At 52.6% G+C, this 23445-nt stretch carries 24 protein-coding genes; 13 read left to right on the top strand and 11 right to left on the bottom strand.

All coding sequences use genetic code 11. The features are described 5' to 3' along the window. Positions 1-163 precede the first annotated feature (163 nt). Positions 164-382 carry a protein SlyX gene (locus tag AACU94_RS23035; protein ID WP_064527535.1) on the top strand — a complete coding sequence of 73 codons (219 nt, stop codon included), beginning with the start codon at positions 164-166 and terminating at the stop codon, positions 380-382. A 48-nt stretch (positions 383-430) separates the two neighbouring features. On the opposite strand, the gene slyD is transcribed toward AACU94_RS23035, so the two are convergent. The 4 genes from slyD to kefG form a co-directional block, all read right to left on the bottom strand. Continuing rightward, positions 431-1021: a peptidylprolyl isomerase gene (slyD, locus tag AACU94_RS23030; RefSeq protein ID WP_000861334.1), complete on the bottom strand. Its 591-nt coding sequence runs from the start codon at positions 1019-1021 to the stop codon at positions 431-433. A gap of 94 nt (positions 1022-1115) precedes the next feature. Beyond that, positions 1116-1316 (bottom strand): YheV family putative zinc ribbon protein, encoded by a 201-nt coding sequence (locus AACU94_RS23025; RefSeq protein WP_001007734.1) that lies wholly within the window; start codon positions 1314-1316, stop codon positions 1116-1118. 9 nt (positions 1317-1325) lie between these two features. After that, complete coding sequence (kefB, locus tag AACU94_RS23020) at positions 1326-3131, bottom strand: glutathione-regulated potassium-efflux system protein KefB (RefSeq protein WP_000399122.1); 1806 nt, start codon at positions 3129-3131, stop codon at positions 1326-1328. Then, on the bottom strand, positions 3131-3682 hold the full coding sequence (kefG, locus tag AACU94_RS23015) for a glutathione-regulated potassium-efflux system ancillary protein KefG (RefSeq protein ID WP_130258761.1): 552 nt from the start codon (positions 3680-3682) through the stop codon (positions 3131-3133). The genes kefB and kefG overlap by 1 nt, the downstream gene beginning before the upstream one ends. Before the next feature lie 130 nt (positions 3683-3812). Here kefG and AACU94_RS23010 point away from each other — a divergent pair, with 130 nt between their 5' ends. Genes AACU94_RS23010 through AACU94_RS22995 form a run of 4 tightly spaced genes read left to right on the top strand, consistent with a single transcriptional unit; the run spans position 3813 to position 7883 of the window. After that, positions 3813-5726, top strand: a complete 1914-nt coding sequence (locus tag AACU94_RS23010) for an ABC transporter ATP-binding protein (protein WP_000634793.1) — start codon at positions 3813-3815, stop codon at positions 5724-5726. Then, positions 5726-6748: a hydrolase gene (locus tag AACU94_RS23005; protein ID WP_135488685.1), complete on the top strand. Its 1023-nt coding sequence runs from the start codon at positions 5726-5728 to the stop codon at positions 6746-6748. The genes AACU94_RS23010 and AACU94_RS23005 overlap by 1 nt, the downstream gene beginning before the upstream one ends. Next, positions 6742-6960 carry a YheU family protein gene (locus AACU94_RS23000; protein WP_064527543.1) on the top strand — a complete coding sequence of 73 codons (219 nt, stop codon included), beginning with the start codon at positions 6742-6744 and terminating at the stop codon, positions 6958-6960. The genes AACU94_RS23005 and AACU94_RS23000 overlap by 7 nt, the downstream gene beginning before the upstream one ends. 53 nt (positions 6961-7013) lie before the next feature. Next, complete coding sequence (locus tag AACU94_RS22995; RefSeq protein ID WP_130208927.1) at positions 7014-7883, top strand: phosphoribulokinase; 870 nt, start codon at positions 7014-7016, stop codon at positions 7881-7883. A gap of 54 nt (positions 7884-7937) precedes the next feature. On the opposite strand, the gene AACU94_RS22990 is transcribed toward AACU94_RS22995, so the two are convergent. After that, positions 7938-8342 (bottom strand): OsmC family protein, encoded by a 405-nt coding sequence (locus AACU94_RS22990; RefSeq protein WP_001148908.1) that lies wholly within the window; start codon positions 8340-8342, stop codon positions 7938-7940. 301 nt (positions 8343-8643) lie between these two features. Here AACU94_RS22990 and crp point away from each other — a divergent pair, with 301 nt between their 5' ends. Both crp and AACU94_RS22980 read left to right on the top strand, forming a co-directional pair. Further along, on the top strand, positions 8644-9276 hold the full coding sequence (gene crp / locus AACU94_RS22985) for a cAMP-activated global transcriptional regulator CRP (RefSeq protein ID WP_000242755.1): 633 nt from the start codon (positions 8644-8646) through the stop codon (positions 9274-9276). 50 nt (positions 9277-9326) lie between these two features. Continuing rightward, the gene (locus AACU94_RS22980; protein ID WP_130217850.1) at positions 9327-11417 is read left to right on the top strand and encodes a YccS/YhfK family putative transporter; all 2091 of its coding nucleotides are present in this window, start codon (positions 9327-9329) and stop codon (positions 11415-11417) included. A gap of 149 nt (positions 11418-11566) precedes the next feature. Here AACU94_RS22980 and argD read toward each other — a convergent pair whose 3' ends face one another. From argD to ppiA, 5 genes are all read right to left on the bottom strand, one after another. Beyond that, positions 11567-12787 (bottom strand): bifunctional acetylornithine/succinyldiaminopimelate transaminase, encoded by a 1221-nt coding sequence (argD, locus tag AACU94_RS22975; protein WP_135488684.1) that lies wholly within the window; start codon positions 12785-12787, stop codon positions 11567-11569. An 85-nt stretch (positions 12788-12872) separates the two neighbouring features. After that, complete coding sequence (gene pabA, locus AACU94_RS22970; RefSeq protein ID WP_135405527.1) at positions 12873-13436, bottom strand: aminodeoxychorismate synthase component 2; 564 nt, start codon at positions 13434-13436, stop codon at positions 12873-12875. Between the two features lie 31 nt (positions 13437-13467). Further along, on the bottom strand, positions 13468-14070 hold the full coding sequence (locus AACU94_RS22965; RefSeq protein WP_135488683.1) for a putative adenosine monophosphate-protein transferase Fic: 603 nt from the start codon (positions 14068-14070) through the stop codon (positions 13468-13470). Continuing rightward, positions 14060-14227, bottom strand: a complete 168-nt coding sequence (locus AACU94_RS22960) for a YhfG family protein (RefSeq protein WP_130221404.1) — start codon at positions 14225-14227, stop codon at positions 14060-14062. The genes AACU94_RS22965 and AACU94_RS22960 overlap by 11 nt, the downstream gene beginning before the upstream one ends. 104 nt (positions 14228-14331) lie before the next feature. Continuing rightward, positions 14332-14904, bottom strand: coding sequence for a peptidylprolyl isomerase A (gene ppiA / locus AACU94_RS22955; protein WP_135488682.1), 573 nt, complete (start codon positions 14902-14904; stop codon positions 14332-14334). Positions 14905-15168: 264 nt separating this feature from the next. On the opposite strand from ppiA, the gene tsgA reads away from it, so the two are divergent. From tsgA to AACU94_RS22925, 6 genes are all read left to right on the top strand, one after another. Next, the gene (gene tsgA / locus AACU94_RS22950) at positions 15169-16350 is read left to right on the top strand and encodes an MFS transporter TsgA (RefSeq protein WP_130208935.1); all 1182 of its coding nucleotides are present in this window, start codon (positions 15169-15171) and stop codon (positions 16348-16350) included. Between the two features lie 261 nt (positions 16351-16611). After that, positions 16612-19155: an NADPH-nitrite reductase large subunit gene (gene nirB / locus AACU94_RS22945; protein ID WP_000049213.1), complete on the top strand. Its 2544-nt coding sequence runs from the start codon at positions 16612-16614 to the stop codon at positions 19153-19155. After that, positions 19152-19478, top strand: coding sequence for a nitrite reductase small subunit NirD (nirD, locus tag AACU94_RS22940; RefSeq protein WP_000084764.1), 327 nt, complete (start codon positions 19152-19154; stop codon positions 19476-19478). Before nirB ends, nirD begins: the two co-directional genes overlap by 4 nt. Before the next feature lie 125 nt (positions 19479-19603). Continuing rightward, a complete protein-coding gene (nirC, locus tag AACU94_RS22935) occupies positions 19604-20410 on the top strand; it encodes a nitrite transporter NirC (RefSeq protein WP_130208937.1) in 807 nt (268 codons plus the stop codon). Positions 20411-20428: 18 nt separating this feature from the next. Next, entirely contained in the window at positions 20429-21802 is a 1374-nt protein-coding gene (gene cysG / locus AACU94_RS22930; protein WP_130217628.1) for a siroheme synthase CysG, read from the top strand. A gap of 276 nt (positions 21803-22078) precedes the next feature. Beyond that, complete coding sequence (locus AACU94_RS22925) at positions 22079-22246, top strand: YhfL family protein (RefSeq protein ID WP_064527562.1); 168 nt, start codon at positions 22079-22081, stop codon at positions 22244-22246. A 107-nt stretch (positions 22247-22353) separates the two neighbouring features. Here the strand turns inward: AACU94_RS22925 and AACU94_RS22920 are convergent, their stop codons facing one another. Next, complete coding sequence (locus AACU94_RS22920; protein WP_135488681.1) at positions 22354-23439, bottom strand: aminotransferase class I/II-fold pyridoxal phosphate-dependent enzyme; 1086 nt, start codon at positions 23437-23439, stop codon at positions 22354-22356. Positions 23440-23445: the final 6 nt, after the last annotated feature.

Genomic DNA, 23445 nt, shown 5'->3' with positions numbered 1-23445 from the left:
TATAAAACGTTGTCGAACAAATCTACATACAGATACGCCCTATTATCATCTATTTTCAGACTCTTTTTGTTTAAATTAGTTTCGATGACTGCGAAATGAGTGCTGTCTCGGGCAGCAAAGTTAAGTAGAATCCGCGGCGACCATTCGACAAAAGAGGTGAATCATGCAGGATTTAACATTGGAAGCACGCCTGGCAGAACTGGAGAGCCGGCTGGCTTTTCAGGAAATCACCATTGAAGAACTGAACGTCACGGTGACCGCTCATGAAATGGAGATGGCGAAACTGCGCGATCATCTGCGTCTGCTGACCGAGAAGTTAAAAGCCAGCCAGCCGTCGAACATCGCGTCGCAGGCTGAAGAAACGCCACCGCCGCATTATTGAGGCGTAAAAAAAGCGGGGATTCCCCGCTTTTTTGTCACTTTTTTGGTATTAGTGGCAACCGCAACCGCCGTTACCTTTACCGCCACAGCAGCCTTCGCCACCGTGTTCATGGCCGTGATCGTGGCCATGACCGCCGCAGCAACCGTCGTGGTCGTGATCGTGGTGATGATCGTGCGCGCCATGAACGTGACCATGAGCCAGTTCTTCTTCGGTCGCTTCGCGAATCGCCACAACTTCAACGTTGAATTTCAGATTCTGACCAGCCAGCATGTGGTTACCGTCAACCACAACGTGATCGTCTTCAACCGCAGTGATTTCAACCGGTACTGGTCCCTGGTCGGTTTCAGCCAGGAAGCGCATACCTACCTGCAGTTCATCAACGCCCATAAATACGTCTTTAGGAACGCGCTGCACCAGGTTTTCGTCGTACTGACCGTAAGCGTCGTTCGCGCCAACAGCGACATCAAATTTATCGCCAACTTCATGACCTTCCAGCGCTGTTTCCAGGCCAGAGATCAGGGAACCGTGACCATGCAGATAGTCCAGCGGCGCACTCACCGGAGACTCATCAACCAACACACCGTCTTCTGTACGTACCTGATAGGCCAGGCTGACCACCAGGTCTTTTGCTACTTTCATGATATCTCCTGAGCATGGGAAGAATAGTGGCGCAGATTGTAGCGGAATTCTGCAGCCGTGTACTCACTAGCTTAAAAAAACTCGGCGCATATCGCTAGTCCGGATGAAAAATCCCGATCACTTGCTCATCTTTGCGAACGTGATCGCGGGCTTCTTTATCGACTTCACGCATCTGGTGTCCGCACTTAACACATTCAACAATATCAATATTATTTTCGCGCCACATCGCCATGGAATCTTGCGCCTGACAGGCCGGGCATTTTGCGCCCGCGATAAAACGTTTTCGGATTGCCATCTTTACCCTCTACTCAAATTCATCCCAGCCGTCCAGCTGGCGTCGTTCTTGTTGCATTTCACGCTGGAAAATCTCTTCCAGTTCGCGTCGGGCTTCCCTGGCGCGAGAAATTTGTACGGTATCAGCATGCATCGGGATTAACTCCCGCAGCATTCGCATATCCAGGCGGCGAAAATGCAGTTGCGCGCGCTGCGCCTGATGCGGATGCATGCCAAGCGTGACCAGCGTTTTGCGCCCCAGCTCTAACGCACTGGAGAATGTCTCACGAGAAAACTGCGTCACCCCGGCCTGTAATAACTCATGCGCTTCCACACGTCCGCGCGCTCGCGCAAGAATATGCAAATGCGGGAAGTGTTGCTGGCAAATCTCCACCAGCTTCATGGTGTCTTCCGGCTCGTTACAGGTAATGACAATAGACTCTGCGGCCTCTGCACCCGCAGAACGTAAAAGATCTACCTGCGTGGCGTCGCCGTAATAAACTTTGTAGCCATATTTGCGCATCAGGTTAACAGCGCTGATATCCCGCTCCAGCACAGTAATGCGCATTTTATTTGCCATCAGCAAACGACCAATCACCTGACCAAAACGCCCAAAGCCCACGACTATAACCTGCGGTTTATCATCGTTGACCCACGGTTTTTCATCCTCTTCTTCCGGTCCGTTAAACTGGCGGGATAGCCATTTATCCACCAGCTTCATCAGCAACGGCGTGGTCATCATGGAAAGCGTCACCGTCACCAGCAACAGCGCCATCTGGTCGCCCTGGAATAAGCGTTGTGAAGAAGCGGTAGAAAAGAGGACAAAGGCAAACTCACCGCCCTGACTCAACACGCCAGCAAACTGCATCCGCTCTGAGCTACGCACGCCATACAATCGCGCCAGCAGATACAGCACGAGAATTTTCACCGCCACCAGCACAACCACGCTTATCACTACCCACAACAGATGGGTATAAAGCACCCCGAGGTTGAGCGACATCCCGACCGAGATAAAAAATAGCCCGAGCAGCAACCCCTTAAACGGATCGATTGCCGTTTCCAGTTCATGGCGATATTCACTTTCCGCCAGCAGCACGCCTGCAATAAACGTACCGAGCGCCATCGACAGTCCCAGCGCATCCATAAACAATGCGGAACCCAACACCAGCAGCAGCGTCGCGGCGGTGAACACTTCCCGCACGCCAGAAGCTGCAATAAAGCGGAATACCGGACGCAGTAAATAGCGCCCGCCAATCAGCATGCCGACAAACGCCAGCACCTTCATGCCGATTTTCATCCAGTCGAAATGTTCATCTGCTGACCCCGCCAACAACGGCACTAACGCCAGTGCCGGGATCACCGCCAGATCCTGAAACAGCAGTACCGAGAAACCTAACTGGCCGGATTCGCTGCGATTCATCCCTTTCTCACGCATCAATTGCAACGCCATTGCAGTTGAAGACATCGCAAGGCCAATGCCACCGACCACCGCCGCCTGCCAGGCGAAATCCGTCAGCATCAATAATCCCGCCAGCAACGCCGCGCTTAACAGCACCTGTGCCGCGCCTACGCCAAAAATCGAGCGTCGCAGTTGCCAAAGTTTGGAAGGATTCAACTCCAGGCCGATGATAAACATCAGGAATACCACGCCGAGTTCCGAAAAGTGGAGGATCTCATCGACGTCGCTAATAAACCCCAGCCCCCATGGGCCAATTGCAATCCCTGCCAGCAAATATCCCAACACAGCGCCAATACCCAGCCGCGATGCCAGCGGCACCGCAGCCACCGCCGCGAAGAGAAACAGCACTCCTGCGAGTAAAAAATCGGAACCTTCCATCAGCGGCCTCCTGGAGACAGCGGATTTGCCAGCCAGTCACTGTAGGCTCTGGCGTGGCTCGCCAGCTCCTGTGCGCTTTGCCGTCTCGCCCAGTAAATAATGATGGGGCTTAACCAATGCATCCGGCACATGCCCGCCGCCAGTTCAAAGGGGCGCAGAACATCGCTCATCGGGTAGCGATTCAATGCGTCATAACGGTAAGCACTTTCCGGCTCGCCGGTGGTAATCACGCTACGCCAGTACTTTCCCGCCAGTTGGTTTCCCCCCGGCCCGCTGGCAAAACCACGACTTAATACCCGGTCCAGCCACTCTTTCAGTAGCGCCGGGCAGCTATAGGTATAAAGAGGATGCTGAAAGACAATCACCTCGTGCTCGCGCAGTAATGCCTGCTCACGGGGGATATCAATAAAAAAATCGGGATAGTGCGCGTAAAGGTCGTGCACGGTAACATTGCTGAGCTGCGTGGCCGGTTTAAGCAGGACCCGGTTTGCCACCGAGTCCTGAGATTCCGGATGGGCATACAGCAGCAAAACTTTCGCTGGCTGAGACATCATCCCCCTCCCGGTATGGTTTTTGTGTATAGTCGCTGTTTTGGGCTACCATTGCGCCCGGTGCGACAGCTCGCCCATACATTACATTATCATAATGATAAGTTAACATAGTCTGAACATACGGCGCCTTATGATTGTTTTCTCCTCGTTACAAATTCGTCGCGGCGTGCGCGTCCTGCTGGATAATGCCACCGCCACCATCAACCCCGGGCAGAAAGTCGGCCTGGTGGGTAAAAACGGCTGTGGTAAATCTACCCTGCTGGCATTGCTGAAAAATGAAATCAGCGCCGACGGCGGCAGCTACACCTTTCCGGGAAGCTGGCAACTGGCGTGGGTGAATCAGGAAACACCAGCGCTACCGCAAGCGGCGCTGGAATATGTCATTGATGGCGACCGAGAATATCGCCAACTGGAAGCGCAGCTACACGACGCCAACGAACGTAACGACGGGCACGCCATTGCGACCATTCATGGCAAGCTGGATGCTATCGACGCATGGAGTATTCGCTCCCGCGCCGCCAGCCTGCTGCACGGCCTCGGTTTCAGCAATGAACAACTGGAGCGCCCGGTGAGTGATTTCTCCGGTGGCTGGCGTATGCGTCTTAACCTTGCCCAGGCGCTGATTTGCCGTTCAGACTTGCTGCTGCTCGACGAACCGACTAACCACCTCGATCTCGATGCCGTTATCTGGCTGGAAAAATGGCTGAAGAGCTATCAGGGCACGCTGATCCTGATCTCTCACGACCGCGACTTCCTCGATCCGATAGTGGATAAAATTATTCATATCGAACAACAAAGCATGTTCGAGTACACCGGTAACTACAGTTCGTTTGAAGTACAGCGCGCCACCCGTCTGGCGCAGCAACAAGCGATGTATGAAAGCCAGCAGGAACGCGTAGCGCATCTGCAAAGTTATATCGACCGTTTCCGTGCCAAAGCCACCAAAGCGAAGCAGGCCCAGAGCCGCATTAAGATGCTCGAGCGTATGGAGCTGATTGCCCCGGCGCACGTCGACAACCCGTTCCGTTTTAGCTTCCGCGCGCCGGAAAGTCTGCCAAATCCGTTACTGAAGATGGAAAAAGTCAGCGCAGGCTATGGCGATCGCATTATTCTCGACTCGATTAAACTGAATCTGGTCCCTGGCTCGCGCATTGGTCTGTTAGGCCGCAACGGCGCGGGTAAATCGACATTAATCAAACTGTTAGCCGGTGAACTTGCGCCAGTCAGCGGTGAAATTGGTCTGGCGAAAGGGATCAAGCTCGGCTACTTCGCCCAGCATCAACTTGAATACCTGCGCGCCGACGAATCGCCTATTCAACATCTGGCACGTTTAGCGCCGCAGGAGCTGGAGCAAAAACTGCGTGACTATCTCGGCGGCTTTGGTTTCCAGGGCGATAAAGTGACGGAAGAAACGCGCCGCTTTTCCGGTGGTGAAAAAGCCCGCCTGGTGCTGGCATTAATCGTCTGGCAGCGTCCGAATCTGCTGCTGCTCGACGAACCGACCAACCACCTTGACCTCGACATGCGTCAGGCACTGACTGAAGCGTTGATCGAGTTTGAAGGCGCGCTGGTTGTCGTTTCGCACGACCGTCATTTGCTGCGTTCCACCACTGACGATCTCTATCTGGTTCACGATCGTAAAGTCGAACCGTTCGACGGCGATCTGGAAGATTATCAACAGTGGTTAAGCGACGTACAAAAGCAGGAAAACCAGACCGACGACGCGCCAAAAGAGAACGCGAACAGCGCCCAGGCACGTAAAGATCAGAAGCGTCGGGAAGCGGAGCTGCGTGCGCAAACCCAGCCACTGCGTAAAGAGATCGCCCGTCTGGAAAAAGAGATGGAGAAGCTGAATGCGCAACTGGCGCAGGCGGAAGAGAAACTCGGCGACAGCGAACTGTACGACCAGAGCCGTAAAGCGGAATTGACCGCCTGCCTGCAACAGCAAGCCAGCGCCAAATCCGGCCTGGAAGAGTGCGAAATGGCATGGCTGGAAGCCCAGGAGCAGCTTGAGCAGATGCTGCTGGAAGGCCAAAGCAACTGATGGCGCAGATAACGACGACCGATGCTAATGAATTCAGCAGCAGTGCTGAATTCATCCCTATGCGCGGTTTCAGCAATTGCCATCTACAAACCATGCTGCCGCGTCTGTTTCGTCGTCAGGTGAAATTTACTCCGCACTGGCAGCGGCTGGAGTTGCCCGACGGTGATTTTGTCGATCTCGCGTGGAGTGAAGATCCTGCACAGGCGAGACATAAACCGCGTTTAGTGGTGTTTCACGGGCTCGAAGGCAGCCTCAATAGCCCTTACGCCCACGGCCTGGTTGATGCGGCGAAAAAGCGCGGCTGGCTGGGTGTGGTGATGCATTTTCGCGGATGCAGCGGTGAACCTAACCGCATGCACCGCATTTACCATTCGGGCGAAACCGAAGACGCCAATTGGTTTTTACGCTGGCTGCAACGCGAGTTTGGTCATGCGCCAACGGCTGCCGTCGGCTATTCGCTCGGCGGTAATATGCTGGCCTGTTTGCTGGCAAAAGAAGGCAATGATCTCCCGATTGATGCGGCGGTGATTGTCTCTGCGCCGTTTGTGCTGGAAGCCTGTAGTTACCATATGGAAAAGGGCTTTTCCCGCGTTTATCAGCGTTATTTGCTGAACCTGCTAAAAGCCAATGCTGCGCGCAAGCTGGCGGCCTACCCCGGTACGCTGCCGATTAATCTCGCGCAGTTAAAATCGGTACGTCGTATCCGTGAATTTGACGATCTGATCACCGCCAGAATTCACGGCTACGCCGACGCTATCGACTATTATCGTCAGTGTAGCGCCATGCCGATGCTGAACCGGATCGCTAAACCGACGCTGATTATTCACGCCAAAGACGATCCGTTTATGGATCATCAGGTGATCCCGAAACCGGAAAATCTTCCTCCGCAAGTAGAGTATCAACTGACCGAACATGGGGGTCATGTTGGTTTTATTGGCGGTACATTACTTCACCCGCAAATGTGGCTGGAGTCACGCATTCCTGACTGGTTAACAACGTATCTGGAGGCGAAATCATGTTGATTCCCTGGCAAGACATCTCCCCTGAAACGCTGGAAAATTTAATTGAAAGCTTTGTGTTACGTGAAGGCACCGATTATGGTGAACAAGAGCGTACGCTTGAACAGAAAGTCGCCGACGTCAAACGCCAGCTACAGTGCGGAGAAGCGGTACTGGTCTGGTCGGAACTGCACGAGACGGTCAATATCATGCCGCGCAGTCAGTTTCGCGAATAACCTGCAACCGTCGGCGGACGAAATAATAATGATAGCCAAGTCATGGAGTTACTATGTCTGCCAAACATCCGGTCATTGCGGTAACAGGATCCAGCGGCGCGGGGACTACCACCACCAGCCTCGCGTTTCGTAAAATATTCGCCCAGTTAAATCTGCAAGCCGCCGAGGTGGAAGGCGACAGTTTTCACCGCTACACCCGCCCGGAAATGGACATGGCGATCCGCAAAGCGCGCGACGCCGGGCGGCATATCAGCTACTTCGGTCCCGAAGCCAACGACTTCGGCCTGCTGGAACAGACCTTTATTGAATACGGCCAGAGCGGCAAAGGGAAATCTCGCAAATATCTGCATACCTACGACGAAGCCGTACCGTGGAATCAGGTACCGGGGACATTCACCCCCTGGCAACCTTTACCGGAACCGACTGATGTACTGTTTTATGAAGGTTTACACGGCGGCGTAGTCACGCCACAGCATAACGTTGCGCAGCATGTGGATTTACTGGTTGGCGTGGTGCCTATCGTTAACCTTGAGTGGATTCAAAAACTGATCCGCGACACCAGCGAGCGCGGGCACTCACGAGAAGCAGTGATGGACTCTGTAGTGCGTTCAATGGAAGACTATATCAACTACATCACGCCGCAGTTTTCCCGCACCCATCTTAACTTCCAGCGAGTTCCCACCGTCGACACTTCAAACCCGTTCGCGGCAAAAGGCATTCCATCGCTGGATGAAAGCTTTGTGGTGATCCATTTTCGTAATCTGGAAGGGATCGATTTCCCCTGGCTACTGGCGATGTTGCAGGGCTCATTCATTTCCCACATCAATACATTAGTGGTGCCGGGCGGCAAAATGGGTCTGGCAATGGAGTTAATTATGCTGCCGCTGGTGCAACGACTGATGGAAGGGAAGAAAATCGAGTAGCGCCGCTAATAAGCCGGATAAAATACTATCCGGCGTCACAACGGGATAGTTAAATCACGCAGCAACCACTTCATACGAGTGGGTAATATTCACGGCTTTTTCCAGCATCAGCGCCACTGAACAATATTTCTCAGCAGAGAGATCCACCGCACGCGCAACCGCTGCGTCCTTCAGGTCGCGACCTGTGACGATAAAATGCAAATTGATATGGGTAAACAGGCGCGGGGCCTCTTCGCGGCGTTCAGAGGTCAGTTTTACTTCACAATCAACCACATCCTGACGCCCTTTTTGCAGGATAGAAACCACATCAATGGCGCTACAGCCACCCGCCGCCATCAGCACCATTTCCATCGGGCTGGGCGCTTTATCGCCGGAGTTGCCATCCATTAAAATCTGGTGACCAGAGGCGGATTCGCCCAAAAAAGTTAACCCTTCAACCCACTTCACACGCGCTTGCATAATCGGAACTCCATTGCGTCAATTTTCCTGACAGAGTACGCGTACTGACCAAATCGCGCAACGGAAGGCGACCTGGGTCATGCTGAAGCGAGACACCAGGAGACACAGAGCGAAAGCTATGCTAAAACAGTCAGGATGCTACAGTAATACATTGATGTACTGCATGTATGTAAAGGACGTCACATTACCGTGCAGTTCAGTTGATAGCCCCTTCCCAGGTAGCGGGAAGCACATTTCGGCAACCCAGAGACAGCGCCGTTTTCTGGCTCTGGAGAAAGCTTATAACAGAGGATAACCGCGCATGGTGCTTGGCAAACCGCAAACAGACCCGACTCTCGAATGGTTCTTGTCTCATTGCCACATTCATAAGTATCCATCCAAGAGCACGCTTATTCACCAGGGTGAAAAAGCGGAAACGCTGTACTACATCGTTAAAGGCTCTGTGGCAGTGCTGATCAAAGACGAGGAGGGTAAAGAAATGATCCTCTCCTATCTGAATCAGGGTGATTTTATTGGCGAATTGGGCCTGTTTGAAGAAGGCCAGGAACGTAGCGCATGGGTACGTGCAAAAACCGCCTGTGAAGTAGCTGAAATTTCCTACAAAAAATTTCGTCAATTAATTCAGGTTAACCCGGATATTCTGATGCGTCTCTCCGCGCAGATGGCGCGTCGTCTGCAAGTCACTTCAGAGAAAGTGGGCAACCTCGCTTTCCTCGACGTTACAGGTCGCATCGCGCAGACGCTGCTGAATCTGGCAAAACAACCCGATGCCATGACTCACCCGGACGGTATGCAAATTAAAATTACCCGTCAGGAAATTGGTCAAATTGTCGGCTGTTCTCGTGAAACCGTGGGGCGCATTCTGAAGATGCTGGAAGATCAGAACCTGATCTCCGCACACGGTAAAACCATCGTCGTTTACGGCACCCGTTAACCCCATCGGAGTGGCGCGTTACCTGGTAGCGCGCCATTTTGTTTAAACCGATGTGGCGCAGACTGATTTATCATCCTGATATCAACTATGCACTACGACAAACACTGGTGCTATGTTTGCCCGTGGCCGTTGGTCTGTTGTTTGGCGAATTAAGACTCGGCCTGCTGTTTTCACTCGTCCCTGCCTGTTGCAACATTGCGGGGCTTGATACCCCCCATAAACGTTTTTTCAAACGCTTGATTATTGGCGCGTCGCTGTTTGCTACCTGTAGCTTACTGACACAGCTGCTGTTGGAAAAAGATATCCCCCTGCCCTTTCTGCTGACTGGGTTAACGCTGGTACTTGGCGTCACTGCTGAGCTTGGGCCATTACACGCAAAATTGCTTCCTGCATCGTTGCTGGCTGCCATTTTTACCCTCAGTCTGGCGGGATATATGCCGGTCTGGGAGCCATTGCTCATTTATGCGTTAGGCACACTCTGGTACGGGCTGTTTAACTGGTTTTGGTTCTGGATCTGGCGCGAACAACCCCTACGCGAATCACTTAGTCTGCTCTACCGTGAACTGGCTGATTACTGTGAAATCAAATACAGTCTGCTCACTCAGCACACCGATCCCGAAAAAGCGCTCCCGCCACTACTGGTACGCCAGCAAAAAGCGGTCGATTTAATTACCCAGTGCTATCAGCAAATGCACATGCTTTCCGCGCAAAATAATACTGACTACAAGCGGATGTTGCGCATTTTCCAGGAAGCTCTGGATTTACAGGAACATATTTCGGTCAGTTTGCATCAACCTGAAGAGGTGCAAAAGTTGGTCGAGCGTAGCCATGCGGAGGAAGTTATCCGCTGGAATGCGCAAACCGTCGCCGCTCGCCTGCGCGTGCTGGCTGATGACATTCTTTACCATCGCCTGCCGACGCGTTTTACGATGGAGAAGCAAATTGGCGCACTGGAGAAAATCGCCCGTCAGCACCCGGATAATCCTGTTGGGCAATTCTGCTACTGGCACTTCAGCCGCATCGCTCGTGTGCTGCGTACCCAGAAACCGCTCTATGCCCGCGATCTGCTGGCGGATAAACAGCGGCGGATGCCATTACTTCCGGCGTTAAAAAGTTATCTTTCATTGAAATCTCCGGCACTGCGCAATGCCGGACGACTCAGTGTGATGTTAAGCGTCGCCAGTTTGATGGGGACCGCGCTGCATCTGCCGAAGTCGTATTGGATCCTGATGACGGTGTTGCTGGTGACACAAAATGGTTACGGCGCGACCCGTCTGAGGATTGTGAATCGCTCCGTGGGAACCGTGGTCGGGTTAATCATTGCGGGCGTGGCGCTGCACTTTAAAATTCCCGAAGGTTACACCCTGACGCTGATGCTGTTTACCACCCTCGCCAGCTACCTGATATTGCGCAAAAACTACGGCTGGGCAACGGTCGGCTTTACCATTACTGCGGTGTATACCCTGCAACTGTTGTGGCTGAACGGCGAGCAATACATCATTCCGCGTCTTATCGATACCATTATTGGTTGTTTGATTGCCTTCGGTGGCACGGTATGGCTGTGGCCGCAGTGGCAGAGCGGGTTATTGCGTAAGAACGCCCATGATGCTTTAGAAACCTACCAGGAAGCGATTCGTCTGATCCTGAGTAAAGATCCGCAACCAACACCACTGGCCTGGCAGCGAATGCGGGTTAATCAGGCACATAACACTCTGTATAACTCATTAAATCAGGCGATGCAGGAACCCGCATTTAACAGCCATTATCTGGCTGACATGAAACTGTGGGTAACACATAGTCAGTTTATTGTTGAACATATTAATGCCATGACCACGCTGGCGCGAGAACACCGGACATTACCACAGGAGCTGGCGCAAGAGTATTTGCAGTCTTGTGAAATCGCTATTCAACGCTGTCAACAGCGGCTGGAATATGACGAGCCGGGCGGGTCTGGTGACGCCAATATCATAGACGCGCCAGAGATGCTGCCGCACGAAGGCGCGGCTGGTACCCTGGAACAGCATTTACAACGGGTTATTGGCCATCTGAATACCATGCACACCATATCGTCGATGGCGTGGCGTCAGCGACCGCATCACGGGATTTGGTTGAGTCGCAAGTTGCGGGATTCGAAGGCGTAATCAATTCATTGCCAGAAGCGACACCCTTTGCCTGATACGACGCTGACGCGTCTTATCAGCCGACAAGCATACACTCAAACCGTAGGTCGGATAAGGCGTTCACGCCGCATCCGACATCTTTTGCCTGATGCGACGATGACGCGTCTTATTTACGCCCCGACCACCTTCGCCACCGCGTGGGCGAAACGTTGCATCCCTTCATCGATATCCGCATCTTCCACCACCAACGACGGCGCAAAACGCATCACATCCGGCCCGGCATTCAGCACCATTACGCCAGCCTCTGCGCCCGCATACAGGAAATCACGCGCCTGACCTTTGTACTGTGGTTTCAGCTCCGCGCCAATTAACAGCCCCATACCGCGAATATCGCTAAACACATCGTACTGCTGATCGATCTTCTGCAAATGGTCAACAAAACGCTGGCGTTTCGCCTGAATGCCTTCCAGCACTTCAGGGGTATTGATGATATCAAACGCCGCGCCCGCGACTGCACAGGCCAGAGGATTACCGCCGTAGGTGGAACCGTGAGAACCAGGATGAAACGCAGAAGCAATTTCCGCCGTGGTCAGCATGGCGCTAATCGGGAAGCCGCCGCCCAGGGCTTTCGCAGAGGTTAAAATATCTGGCGTCACGCCGTAGTGCATATAGGCAAACAAATCGCCAGTCCGCCCCATTCCACACTGCACTTCATCAAACACCAGCAATGCCTGATGTTGATCGCACAACTCACGCAAGCCCTGCAAAAACGCTGGCGTCGCCGCCGTCACGCCGCCCTCGCCCTGAATAGGCTCAACCACCACCGCGCAGGTATGGTCATCCATCACCGCTTTCACTGCGTGAAGATCATTAAAAGGCACGTGGATAATATCTGCCGGTTTTGGCCCAAAGCCGTCGGAATATTTCGGCTGCCCGCCCACAGAAACGGTAAACAACGAGCGACCATGAAAGGCGTTATGGAAGGCGATGATTTTGGTTTTGAACGGACTATGACGCACGCAGGCGTAGTGACGCGCCAGTTTAAAGGCGGTTTCGTTGGCTTCCGTACCGGAGTTCATAAACACCACGCGTTCGGCAAACGTCGTCTCAATCAGTTTACGCCCAAGACGCAGCGCCGGTTCATTGGTGAAAACGTTGCTGATATGCCACAGGGTTTCCCCCTGGGTTTTTAACGCTTCCACCAGCGCCGGATGGCAATGGCCTAACGCCGTTACCGCAATCCCACCCGCGAAATCGACATACTCTTTGCCTTGCTGATCCCAGACTCGGCTGCCCTGACCTTTTACCGGAATAAACTCTGCCGGTGCATAAATCGGCAGGATCACTTCATCGAAAGTCGCGCGTGTAATTGCTGCTTGTTCAGTTGCCATCTCATGATCACCCTGTTACGCATAAACCAATGTGAAATTATAATCACAAAATATGCATAAAAAATCACTAGATAGCAACCAGAAATCAGCGATGCAGGAAATTCGCCAGCAGTTGATGCCCCTGCTCGCTGAGAATGCTTTCCGGATGGAACTGCACACCTTCAAGATCCCACTGGCGATGACGAATCCCCATAATCTCCCCGGTTTCGCTCCAGGCAGTCACGTCAAAGCACGCTGGCAATGAGTCAGGTTCCACCACCAGCGAATGGTAGCGCGTCACGGTGAGTGGATTCGCCAGCCCCTGGAATACGCCCTGGCCGTTATGCGTAATCGGTGAGGTTTTACCGTGCATGACCTTTGCGGCGCGCACAACTTTGCCACCAAAAGCCTGCGCCATCGCCTGATGACCGAGGCAGACACCAAGAATCGGCAAGCGCCCGGCATAGTGGCGAATAACTTCAAGGGAGATCCCGGCTTCATCTGGCGTACAGGGGCCGGGTGAGATGACAATTTTTTGTGGTTTAAGGGCGTCGATATCCACCAGTGTCAACGCATCGTTGCGCTTAACCAGCACATCGGCCCCCAGTTCACAAAAGTACTGGTAGAGGTTCCAGGTGAAAGAATCATAGTTATCAATAAGCAGGATCATGGCGGCTCCGGTACGAAAGAACCGCGCTATTTTACTCAGATTCCCCGGCTTCGCTTACCACTTTGCTAAATATCGTCTGCAGAGCCGTAAGGTCCCCCATTGCCCCATTCTGATTCGCCTGATTCCAGGCCTCTTCACCAATACCTTGCCAGTTCAGTTGATAGCCGGCATGAATCGCCAGTTGCTCGAAGAAGATCCGCTGTGCCAGGCCACTTCCCGCACGGAATGGATGCAGGACGTTGATTTCACAATAGTAGTGTGCCAGCCGCTCGACAAACTTCGCTTTCTCAAGACCAACCAGATAACCTTCTTCCTCTAAATCCTGCATCAGGGCATTGCCCTCTTTTTCGATATAGGCAAAGTGGCAGAACGGCGTATCGCCCTGATAAATATCAACTTCTCGCAGTTGCCCTGCCCAGTCGAAAATATCCTGATACAGCTGGCGATGGATAGTGCGCAAATGCGGTAAACCGCGCACCAGTGGACCAAGCTCAATGGTCGCGGCACGCAGTGCCGTCATTTCGTAAGCGGCCTGTTCCAGCCGCTGCTGCTGGTGAATGTTCAGTCGATTACGCATGATATCAAGGCCAGGATAAAGATACGGGTCGCGCCCTTCGCCAAATTTATCGCTCATAATGCCTCCTCAGCTCTTCAATGCGTGCTAAAGCCTCTGCGGCAGTAAGAGTGACTAATGGCATCTCGACGCCTTCAAGGCGGCGGCTGGCCTGGAAATTACGATTACGCTGAAGCTCCCAGAGACGGGACTTTTGCTTATCGGTGAGTTTCTTCACTTGATGCCTCCCTGAACGTGTCCGTTTGCCACAAGTATAAGCGGCAAATCCAGGTTACGCCGGGAGAGCAGAGGCGCGGGCAAGATTACCCGCGCGAGAAATCCTTACGGCAGGACTTTAGCGGAAAGGATAACTACCGGTTTTGACGGCACATTCTGGTACGGGCCAACATCATGGGTTGGGACCTGGGAAATCTTGTCAGCAACATCCATGCCTTTCGCCACTTTACCAAATACCGCGTAACCAAAATCACGCTGACCGTGGTCGAGGAAGGCGTTATCGGCAACGTTGATGAAGAACTGGCTGGTAGCGCTGTCTTTGTCGGCAGTACGCGCCATCGCGATGGTGCCACGGGTGTTACGCAGACCGTTATCAGCCTCATTTTTGATCGGCGGATTCGGTTTTTTCTGCTGCATCTGCTCGGTAAATCCACCACCCTGAATCATAAAGCCCGGGATCACCCGGTGAAAAGTGGTGTTGTTATAAAAGCCGCTGTTCACATAATCGACGAAATTTTGCACTGATACTGGCGCTTTCTGGCTATCCAGCTCCAGTTCGATATTACCAGCAGAGGTTGTTAACAATACGTGCGGATCCCCTTTCGCTGCCATTGCTTCAGGTGAGAGAGCAGAAAGAGCGAAAACAGCTACAACAGCTGCCAGGGTCGATTTGAACATGAGATTTCCTTAACAGAGCAGAAAAAAAGCAAGTGGAGAGATTCTAAATAGCCTTCAATGACAAGGCCATTCCTTTACCTAATTTTACGCACTTGAAATATATGTAACCTGATGATCACGTATATTTCGTGATGAGAATCACTTTAAACATTGCAAATTAGCAACCGTTTGCAATTAAATATTTAATCAGATCACAAAATCACCTAAAATCGCCCGCTCGCAGCATATCCACTATGCCATTTTATCTTTTAACGCAGGCCAATCATGACTAACAGCAATCGCATCAAGCTCACATGGATTAGCTTTCTCTCCTACGCACTGACCGGTGCGTTGGTTATTGTCACCGGGATGGTGATGGGAAACATCGCCGATTATTTCAATCTGCCTGTTTCCAGTATGAGTAATACCTTCACCTTCCTCAATGCCGGCATTTTAATCTCTATCTTCCTTAACGCCTGGCTGATGGAAATCGTCCCGTTGAAAACGCAGTTACGTTTTGGCTTTCTCCTGATGGTGCTGGCGGTTGCCGGTTTGATGTTCAGCCACAGCCTGGCGCTGTTCTCGGCGGCGATGTTCATTCTCGGGGTGGTTAGCGGCATCACCATGTCGATTGGTACGTTCCTGATAACGCAAATGTATGAAGGACGTCAGCGCGGTTCCCGCCTGTTATTTACCGACTCCTTCTTCAGTATGGCCGGGATGATTTTCCCGATGATTGCCGCGTATCTGCTGGCACGCAGCATTGAGTGGTACTGGGTTTATGCCTGCATCGGGCTGGTGTACGTCGCTATCTTTATTCTGACCTTCGGCTGTGAGTTCCCGGCATTGGGTAAACATGCGCCAAAAACTGACGCTCCGGTAGCGAAAGAAAAATGGGGGATCGGCGTGCTGTTTCTCTCCATTGCGGCACTGTGCTACATCCTCGGTCAGTTAGGTTTTATCTCCTGGGTGCCGGAGTATGCCAAAGGTTTGGGCATGAGCCTGAACGATGCAGGTACGCTGGTAAGCAACTTCTGGATGTCGTACATGGTTGGCATGTGGGCATTCAGCTTTATTCTTCGCTTCTTTGATCTGCAACGCATTCTGACCGTACTGGCTGGTCTGGCTGCGATTCTGATGTATGTCTTTAACACCGGAACACCGGCACACATGGCGTGGTCAATTCTCGCCCTGGGCTTCTTCTCCAGCGCGATCTATACCACCATCATCACCCTGGGTTCACAGCAGACCAAAGTACCATCGCCAAAACTGGTTAACTTTGTCCTGACCTGCGGAACCATCGGCACCATGTTGACCTTTGTGGTTACCGGACCGATTGTTGAACATAGCGGTCCACAGGCAGCACTGCTCACTGCAAACGGTCTGTACGCTGTGGTATTCGTGATGTGCTTCCTGTTAGGTTTTGTCAGCCGTCACCGTCAGCACAACACCCTGACCTCTCATTAATTGCTCATGCCGGGCGGCGCTATCGTCGTCCGGCCTTTTCTTCTCTTCCCCCGCAACGTGCCTTCATCTCTATAAAACCTTTCATTTTGTGTGTTTTTTACACAAACATGAAATGTCAGACAATTCCGTGACTTAAGAAAATTTATACAAATCAGCAATATACCACTTAAGGAGTATATAAAGGTGAATTTGATTTACATCAATAAGCGGGGTTGCTGAATCGTTAAGGTAGGCGGTAATAAAAAAGAAATCGAGGCAAAAATGAGCAAAGTCAGACTCGCAATTATCGGTAACGGTATGGTCGGCCATCGCTTTATCGAAGATCTTCTTGATAAATCTGATGCGGCCAACTTTGATATTACCGTTTTCTGTGAAGAACCGCGCATCGCTTATGACCGCGTACACCTCTCGTCTTACTTCTCTCACCACACCGCCGAAGAGCTGTCGCTGGTGCGCGAAGGCTTCTACGAGAAACACGGCATCAAAGTTCTGGTCGGCGAACGCGCTATCACCATCAACCGCCAGGAGAAGGTGATCCACTCCAGCGCCGGGCGCACCGTTTTTTATGACAAGCTGATCATGGCGACCGGTTCCTACCCGTGGATCCCGCCAATCAAAGGTTCTGATACTCAGGACTGCTTTGTCTATCGCACCATTGAAGACCTCAACGCCATTGAATCCTGCGCACGTCGCAGCAAGCGCGGTGCCGTTGTTGGTGGCGGCCTGTTAGGTCTGGAAGCCGCTGGCGCGCTGAAAAACTTAGGTATTGAAACCCACGTTATCGAATTTGCCCCTATGCTGATGGCGGAACAGCTTGATCAGATGGGTGGCGAGCAGCTGCGTCGCAAAATCGAGAGCATGGGTGTACGCGTTCACACCAGCAAAAACACCCTTGAGATTGTGCAGGAAGGTGTCGAAGCGCGTAAAACCATGCGTTTTGCCGACGGCAGCGAGCTGGAAGTTGACTTTATCGTCTTCTCTACCGGTATCCGTCCGCGCGATAAGCTGGCAACCCAGTGTGGTCTGGACGTAGCTCCGCGTGGGGGTATCGTCATTAATGATTCCTGCCAGACTTCCGATCCGGATATCTACGCCATCGGTGAATGCGCAAGCTGGAACAACCGTGTATTTGGTCTGGTAGCACCTGGCTACAAAATGGCGCAGGTCGCCGTTGACCACATTCTCGGTAGCGAAAACGCCTTTGAAGGTGCTGACCTTAGCGCCAAGCTGAAACTGCTGGGCGTAGACGTAGGCGGTATTGGTGATGCGCACGGTCGCACGCCTGGCGCACGTAGCTACGTTTACCTCGACGAAAGCAAAGAGATCTACAAACGCCTGATTGTCAGCGAAGACAACAAAACCCTGCTCGGTGCGGTACTGGTGGGCGATACCAGCGACTACGGTAACCTGCTGCAACTGGTGCTGAACGCTATCGAGCTGCCGGAAAACCCGGATTCCCTGATCCTGCCAGCGCACTCTGGTAGCGGTAAGCCGTCTATCGGTGTTGATAAACTGCCGGACAGCGCGCAAATCTGCTCCTGCTTCGACGTCACCAAAGGCGACCTGATTGCCGCCATCAACAAAGGCTGCCACACCGTTGCGGCGCTGAAAGCTGAAACCAAAGCGGGTACTGGCTGCGGTGGCTGTATCCCGCTGGTCACTCAGGTACTGAACGCGGAACTGGCGAAACAGGGCATCGAAGTTAACAACAACCTGTGCGAACACTTTGCTTATTCGCGTCAGGAACTGTTCCATTTGATCCGCGTTGAAGGCATTAAAACCTTCGAAGAACTGCTGGCGAAACACGGCAAAGGCTACGGTTGTGAAGTTTGTAAACCGACCGTCGGTTCGCTGCTGGCCTCCTGCTGGAACGAATACATTCTGAAGCCGGAACATACTCCGCTGCAGGATTCTAACGACAACTTCCTCGCTAACATCCAGAAAGACGGCACCTACTCGGTGATCCCGCGCTCTCCGGGCGGTGAAATCACCCCGGAAGGGCTGATGGCGGTAGGTCGTATCGCGCGTGAATTTAATCTCTACACCAAAATCACCGGCTCCCAGCGCCTGGCGATGTTTGGCGCACAGAAAGACGATCTGCCGGAGATCTGGCGTCAGCTGATTGAAGCCGGCTTCGAAACCGGTCATGCCTATGCGAAAGCACTGCGTATGGCGAAAACCTGCGTGGGTAGCACCTGGTGCCGCTACGGCGTTGGCGACAGTGTGGGCCTCGGCGTGGAACTGGAAAACCGCTACAAAGGCATCCGTACGCCGCACAAAATGAAGTTCGGTGTCTCCGGCTGTACCCGTGAATGTTCAGAAGCTCAGGGTAAAGACGTGGGTATTATCGCCACTGAAAAAGGCTGGAACCTGTATGTTTGCGGTAACGGCGGCATGAAACCGCGTCATGCGGATCTGCTGGCAGCGGATATCGATCGCGAAACGCTGATCAAATATCTCGACCGCTTCATGATGTTCTACATCCGTACCGCCGACAAACTGACGCGTACCGCACCGTGGTTAGAAAACCTCGAAGGCGGCATTGATTACCTGAAAGCGGTGATCATTGACGACAAACTGGGGCTGAACGCTCATCTGGAAGAAGAGATGGCGCGCCTGCGGGAAGCGGTAGTGTGTGAGTGGACTGAAACGGTCAATACACCGTCTGCGCAGACTCGCTTCAAACACTTCATCAACAGCGACAAGCGTGACCCGAACGTACAGATGGTGCCAGAGCGCGAACAGCACCGTCCGGCAACGCCGTATGAACGTATCCCGGTAACTCTGGTGGAGGACAACGCATGAGCCAGTGGAAAGACATCTGCAAAATCGATGACATCCTGCCTGAAACCGGCGTCTGCGCGCTGTTAGGTGACGAGCAGGTAGCAATTTTCCGCCCGTATCACAGCGATCAGGTGTTTGCGATCAGCAACATCGATCCGTTCTTCGAATCCAGCGTGCTGTCACGCGGGCTGATTGCGGAACACCAAGGCGAGCTGTGGGTCGCCAGCCCGCTGAAAAAACAGCGTTTTCGCTTAAGCGACGGTTTGTGCATGGAAGACGAGCAGTTTTCCGTCAAGCATTACGAAGCGCGAGTGAAAGACGGCGTGGTACAGCTGCGCGGTTAATGTTTTAACGGGAGGCGCAATGCCTCCCCTTTTTGCATTGTCCTGTAATGACCTTCGGTATATTGCAGGACATTTTTTAAACTTTTTGTTTTATTTTTTGTTTTAATTTTTTAAAGGATAATCAAATGTTTACAGACACTATTAATAAGTGTGCGGCTAATGCTGCGCGCATTGCACGCCTGTCGGCAAATAACCCGCTCGGCTTTTGGGTCAGCTCTGCCATGGCGGGCGCATATGTGGGTCTTGGGATCATCCTGATTTTCACGCTCGGTAATTTGCTCGATCCGTCCATACGTCCTCTGGTGATGGGCGCGACCTTTGGTATCGCCTTAACGCTGGTGATTATCGCCGGTTCTGAACTGTTCACCGGACACACCATGTTCCTCACCTTTGGGGTGAAAGCGGGCACCATCAGCCACGGGCAAATGTGGGCAATCCTGCCGCAAACCTGGCTGGGTAACCTGGTCGGTTCCGTCTTCGTTGCCATGCTTTATAGCTGGGGCGGCGGTAGCCTGCTGCCGGTAGATACCAGCATCGTTCACTCCGTCGCGCTGGCTAAAACCACCGCACCGGCAATGGTACTGTTCTTCAAAGGTGCATTGTGTAACTGGCTGGTTTGTCTGGCAATCTGGATGGCGCTGCGCACTGAAGGGGCGGCGAAATTTATCGCTATCTGGTGGTGTCTGCTGGCATTTATCGCGTCCGGCTACGAGCACTCCATCGCTAACATGACGCTGTTCGCGCTCTCCTGGTTCGGCAACCACAGCGAAGCCTACACGCTGGCGGGTATTGGTCATAACCTGCTGTGGGTGACGCTGGGTAATACTTTATCGGGCGCCGTATTCATGGGATTGGGTTATTGGTATGCTACGCCGAAAGCGAATCGTCCGATTGCGGACAAATTTAATCAAACTGAAACGGCTGCCGGTTAATTACTAAGGGGTTTTTACGTGGATCATTTGCCTATATTTTGCCAATTACGCGATCGCGACTGTCTGATTGTCGGCGGTGGTGATGTCGCGGAACGCAAAGCAAGGTTGCTGTTAGACGCAGGCGCTCGCTTAACGGTGAATGCATTAGCGTTTATTCCACAGTTCACCGCATGGGCAGATGCAGGCATGTTAACCCTCGTCGAAGGGCCATTTGATGAAAGCCTTCTCGACACCTGCTGGCTGGCGATTGCAGCGACGGATGATGACGCGCTTAACCAGCGTGTCAGCGAAGCCGCTGAAGCTCGTCGCATCTTCTGTAACGTGGTCGATGCGCCGAAAGCCGCCAGCTTTATTATGCCGTCGATTATTGACCGCTCACCGCTGATGGTGGCGGTCTCCTCTGGCGGTACTTCTCCGGTTCTGGCGCGACTGTTGCGCGAAAAACTTGAATCACTGCTGCCGTTGCATCTGGGCCAGGTGGCGAAATATGCCGGGCAGTTACGCGGTCGAGTGAAACAACAGTTCGCCACGATGGGTGAACGTCGCCGCTTCTGGGAAAAATTGTTCGTTAACGACCGCCTGGCGCAGTCGCTGGCAAACAACGATCAGAAAGCCATTACTGAAACCACCGAACAGTTAATCAACGAACCGCTCGATCATCGTGGTGAAGTGGTGCTGGTTGGCGCAGGTCCGGGCGATGCCGGACTGCTGACGCTGAAAGGTCTGCAACAAATTCAGCAGGCTGATGTGGTGGTCTACGACCGTCTGGTTTCTGACGATATTATGAATCTGGTACGCCGTGATGCGGATCGTGTCTTCGTCGGTAAACGCGCGGGATATCACTGCGTACCGCAGGAAGAGATTAACCAGATCCTGCTGCGGGAAGCGCAAAAAGGCAAACGCGTGGTGCGTCTGAAAGGCGGCGATCCGTTTATTTTCGGCCGTGGTGGCGAAGAGCTGGAAACACTGTGCAACGCGGGCATTCCGTTCTCGGTGGTTCCGGGTATTACCGCAGCTTCTGGTTGCTCTGCCTATTCGGGTATTCCACTTACACATCGCGATTATGCTCAGAGCGTACGCTTAATTACCGGACACTTAAAAACCGGTGGCGAGCTGGACTGGGAAAATCTGGCGGCAGAAAAACAGACGCTGGTGTTCTATATGGGGCTGAATCAGGCCGCGACCATTCAGCAAAAACTGATTGAACACGGAATGCCTGGTGAAATGCCAGTGGCGATTGTTGAAAACGGCACGGCGGTCACGCAACGCGTGATTGACGGTACGCTCGCGCAGCTAGGTGAACTGGCTCAACAAATGAACAGCCCATCATTAATTATTATTGGTAGGGTCGTTGGCCTGCGCAATAAATTAAATTGGTTCTCTAACCATTAATTTAAAAAAAATTAACTAAGGCCGGATATTTCTGGCCTTTTTTTATTTACAAACATACTTATATTAATGTTTATTTTCAGCATACATAAAACAAACTTTTAACTAATTTATTTTAATAACGTCCTGCAGTTACAGCGGCTTACAAATATAAGCATAATATTCATAGTCCGTTCACTGACGTATAATAGATATTCCTGTATCGTCTTTAGCGAGCTGTTTGCTTATATTCACATAATCAATGAATATTACTCGATATATTTTACATAGGGAATGAAAATGAACAAGTTTATTAAAGTGGCACTGGTTGGTGCAGTCCTGGCAACATTAACTGCATGTACTGGTCATATTGAAAACCGTGAAAAGAACTGCTCTTACGACTACCTGCTGCACCCGGCAATTTCTATTTCTAAAATCATTGGCGGCTGCGGTCCTACTGCACAGTAAGTCTCTGACTGAAATTAGCTAACGCTGATTTAATTACCTGACGCCCTCGGGATTACCTGAGGGCGTATTTGTTTTTGTATTAACTCCGTAAACGTCATTCACAACGATTAAATACTGCCAATACTCTCACGCAAAATCCGCAGTACCGTCTCCTCACCGCTACGATTTGGATTAATGCGAATCGCACAATGTTCTAATTGCGGATTCGCCTGGCGAAACGTTCCGGAAAGACGATAAAAGAGCGGCGGGATCTCATATTTCGACTCCGCGCCCACCGGGTAAGGCAACGCGCCGCGCTTTTGCGCCTCTTCCAGCACCCTGGCGGCAATCGGCTGATGAAACTCCACAATCAACACCTTCGACTGCGCATTAGCAATGACGGCGCTTTTCACTTCCGGTACTGCGCCACCGTTGAGCAAGGCCAGCAGCCGTTCAGATACCCCCGCCTGCACCGCGTGCATCACTGGCGCGAACACCAGCCCACGCAACACTTCCAGCGCCTGAGCGCCCTGAATCTGGCTGCCGCCGGAGTAAAGCGTGGCGCGAATCCGACGAATAACATCGGCATCACCTACCACCGCGCCAACGCCCTCTGGCCCAAACAGCTTGAAACAGGAGAATGTCGAGACATTCGCCCCGCATTCGCAGCCGGTTCGCGCTACCTTCATCACCGCATAGTTGTCATCGGTTAACGCTGGAACGCCAGACGAGCGCAACGTTGCCAGCACATCTGCCAGAATGTAGCTGTCCCGCGGTTGCTGGCGCGTATGCTGTACCAGCGCCGCATCCGGTTGTTGCGCTTCAATGGCCTGCTTCAGTGCCGCCAGGTCATTGAAATCAGCAGTGATAAGCGTCAGCCCCATCTGCTCAACAATGACCTGAGTCGTCGGATAAACAGGCGCGTCATGCACCAGAAGACGCTGCCCCGGTTTGAGCAAAGCCGCCAGCCCGGCGCGAATCGCTCCAGTCCCCGCGCCCTGCACCAGCGCCGCGGCCTGTGCGTGAAATGCATCAGCCAGCACCTGCTCCACCCGTTGGGTAATACGCGGTTGATTCAGACCTGGAGTTAACCCTAAATCACCGCCAGTAAGAAACTCGCTGCCGGGGAAATGGCGACAAATGCTATCCACCAGCGCAAACTGCTTTTGCTGCGCCTCAATAATCGTCAGGCTTTGCAGAGGAAACGTCTTCATAGGTGC

Origin of the sequence: Escherichia sp. E4702, from assembly GCF_963883545.1 — a bacterium.
In the GTDB taxonomy this organism is placed as follows: Bacteria; Pseudomonadota; Gammaproteobacteria; order Enterobacterales; family Enterobacteriaceae; genus Escherichia.
Note: the sequence above shows the minus strand (reverse complement) of the source record. Positions and strands in the feature narration are given on the sequence as shown.

Excerpts from the sequence above, each read along its gene's own strand:
- AACU94_RS23035 (WP_064527535.1), top strand. The coding sequence starts at position 164 with ATGCAGGATTTAACATTGGAAGCACGCCTGGCAGAACTGGAGAGCCGG.
- slyD (WP_000861334.1), bottom strand. The coding sequence starts at position 1,021 with ATGAAAGTAGCAAAAGACCTGGTGGTCAGCCTGGCCTATCAGGTACGT.
- AACU94_RS23025 (WP_001007734.1), bottom strand. The coding sequence starts at position 1,316 with ATGGCAATCCGAAAACGTTTTATCGCGGGCGCAAAATGCCCGGCCTGT.
- kefB (WP_000399122.1), bottom strand. The coding sequence starts at position 3,131 with ATGGAAGGTTCCGATTTTTTACTCGCAGGAGTGCTGTTTCTCTTCGCG.
- kefG (WP_130258761.1), bottom strand. The coding sequence starts at position 3,682 with ATGTCTCAGCCAGCGAAAGTTTTGCTGCTGTATGCCCATCCGGAATCT.
- AACU94_RS23010 (WP_000634793.1), top strand. The coding sequence starts at position 3,813 with ATGATTGTTTTCTCCTCGTTACAAATTCGTCGCGGCGTGCGCGTCCTG.
- AACU94_RS23005 (WP_135488685.1), top strand. The coding sequence starts at position 5,726 with ATGGCGCAGATAACGACGACCGATGCTAATGAATTCAGCAGCAGTGCT.
- AACU94_RS23000 (WP_064527543.1), top strand. The coding sequence starts at position 6,742 with ATGTTGATTCCCTGGCAAGACATCTCCCCTGAAACGCTGGAAAATTTA.
- AACU94_RS22995 (WP_130208927.1), top strand. The coding sequence starts at position 7,014 with ATGTCTGCCAAACATCCGGTCATTGCGGTAACAGGATCCAGCGGCGCG.
- AACU94_RS22990 (WP_001148908.1), bottom strand. The coding sequence starts at position 8,342 with ATGCAAGCGCGTGTGAAGTGGGTTGAAGGGTTAACTTTTTTGGGCGAA.
- crp (WP_000242755.1), top strand. The coding sequence starts at position 8,644 with ATGGTGCTTGGCAAACCGCAAACAGACCCGACTCTCGAATGGTTCTTG.
- AACU94_RS22980 (WP_130217850.1), top strand. The coding sequence starts at position 9,327 with ATGTGGCGCAGACTGATTTATCATCCTGATATCAACTATGCACTACGA.
- argD (WP_135488684.1), bottom strand. The coding sequence starts at position 12,787 with ATGGCAACTGAACAAGCAGCAATTACACGCGCGACTTTCGATGAAGTG.
- pabA (WP_135405527.1), bottom strand. The coding sequence starts at position 13,436 with ATGATCCTGCTTATTGATAACTATGATTCTTTCACCTGGAACCTCTAC.
- AACU94_RS22965 (WP_135488683.1), bottom strand. The coding sequence starts at position 14,070 with ATGAGCGATAAATTTGGCGAAGGGCGCGACCCGTATCTTTATCCTGGC.
- ppiA (WP_135488682.1), bottom strand. The coding sequence starts at position 14,904 with ATGTTCAAATCGACCCTGGCAGCTGTTGTAGCTGTTTTCGCTCTTTCT.
- tsgA (WP_130208935.1), top strand. The coding sequence starts at position 15,169 with ATGACTAACAGCAATCGCATCAAGCTCACATGGATTAGCTTTCTCTCC.
- nirB (WP_000049213.1), top strand. The coding sequence starts at position 16,612 with ATGAGCAAAGTCAGACTCGCAATTATCGGTAACGGTATGGTCGGCCAT.
- nirD (WP_000084764.1), top strand. The coding sequence starts at position 19,152 with ATGAGCCAGTGGAAAGACATCTGCAAAATCGATGACATCCTGCCTGAA.
- nirC (WP_130208937.1), top strand. The coding sequence starts at position 19,604 with ATGTTTACAGACACTATTAATAAGTGTGCGGCTAATGCTGCGCGCATT.
- AACU94_RS22925 (WP_064527562.1), top strand. The coding sequence starts at position 22,079 with ATGAACAAGTTTATTAAAGTGGCACTGGTTGGTGCAGTCCTGGCAACA.
- AACU94_RS22920 (WP_135488681.1), bottom strand. The coding sequence starts at position 23,439 with ATGAAGACGTTTCCTCTGCAAAGCCTGACGATTATTGAGGCGCAGCAA.